General features: G+C 50.4%; 1 rRNA gene. It reads left to right on the forward strand.

Annotated features, from left to right (window positions below):
- A 23S ribosomal RNA gene (locus tag DWX76_RS13670) occupies positions 1-1,720 on the forward strand; the annotation flags it as partial.

The raw sequence follows: 1,720 nt of genomic DNA on the forward strand, positions 1-1,720 counted from the left end.
CTTGGCACTAAGAGCCGATGAAAGACGTGATAAGCTGCGAAAAGCTTCGGGGAGGAGCAAATATCCATTGATCCGGAGATATCTGAATGGGGAAACCCGGCTGAGAAGACCTCAGTCATCCATACGCCAATACATAACGTATGGAAGGGAACCCGCTGAACTGAAACATCTAAGTAGGCGGAGGAAGAGAAAGAAACATCGATTCCCAAAGTAGCGGCGAGCGAAATGGGAAGAGCCCAAACCAGAGTGCGTGCACTCTGGGGTTACGGACTGCATAAGTGAGCTGATTCGTTAATGGAACGGTCCTGGAAAGACCGGCCAGAGAGAGTGAAAGCCTCGTACATGAAAACGATAAGCAGCGGCAGGATCCAGAGTACCGCGAGACACGTGGAACCTTGCGGGAATTCGGGGGGACCACCCCCCAAGGCTAAATACTCCTTAGTGACCGATAGCGCATAGTACTGTGAAGGAAAGGTGAAAAGGACCCCGGGAGGGGAGTGAAAGAGAACCTGAAACCCTGTGTTTACAAGCTGTGGAAGCACGTTAAGGTGCAACCGCGTACTTTTTGTAGAACGGTCCGGCGAGTTGCGGATGCTGGCGAGGTTAAGGAGTAAAGCTCCGGAGCCGAAGCGAGAGCGAGTCTTAATAGGGCGTAAAGTCAGCATGTGCAGACCCGAAACCGGGTGACCTATCCATGTCCAGGTTGAAGTTCCCGTAAAAGGGAATGGAGGACCGAACGCACATCCGTTGAAAAGGGTGGCGATGAGGTGTGGATAGGGGAGAAATTCCAATCGAACCCGGAGATAGCTGGTTCTCCTCGAAATAGCTTTAGGGCTAGCCTCGTATTAGTTTAGCGGAGGTAGAGCACTGAATTTCCTAGGGGGCGTCAAAGTCTACCGAAGAATATCAAACTCCGAATGCCGCATAAATGATGTACGGGAGTCAGACTGCACGAGATAAGTTGGGTAGTCAAAAGGGAAAGAGCCCAGACCTACAGCTAAGGTCCCAAAGTGTGTGTTAAGTGGAAAAGGATGTGGGATTTCGAAGACAACTAGGATGTTGGCTCAGAAGCAGCCACACATTCAAAGAGTGCGTAATAGCTCACTAGTCGAGAGGTCCTGCGCCGAAAATGTCCGGGGCTAAAACACAACACCGAAGCTTAGGAATGTAATTATACATTGGTAGAGGAGCATTCTTAAAGAGACGAAGCAGTACCGATAAGGAGCTGTGGATTTTTAAGAAGAGAGAATGCCGGAATGAGTAGCGAGATGGAGGTGGGAATCCTCCAGGCCGAATATCTAAGGTTTCCAGAGTAAAGCTGATCTGCTCTGGGTAAGTCGGGGCCTAAGGCGAGGTCGAAAGACGTAGTCGATGGATAACAGGTTGAAATTCCTGTACTGCATATCATCAGAACTGTGGGGACACAGAGAGATACCGGAACCTGGGAATGAAGATACCAGGGCAAGCGAGGTAGGTGCTAAGCTGGCAAAACCGCTTAGTAAGCCGAAGACGTGATGCGGAGCGAATTAAAGTAGCGAAGTCCGGGATTCGAGCTGTCGAGAAAAGCCGCTATTGTGTGATATGTACCCGTACCGTAAACCGACACAGGTGGATGAGGAGAGAATCCTAAGGCCGGCGGGAGAAGCATTGTTAAGGAACTCGGCAAAATGACCCTGTAACTTCGGGATAAAGGGTGCCACAGAGATGTGGCCGCAGAGAA

The sequence above is a fragment of the Clostridium sp. AF21-20LB genome, assembly GCF_003478795.1.
Lineage (GTDB): Bacteria > Bacillota > Clostridia > Lachnospirales > Lachnospiraceae > Otoolea > Otoolea fessa.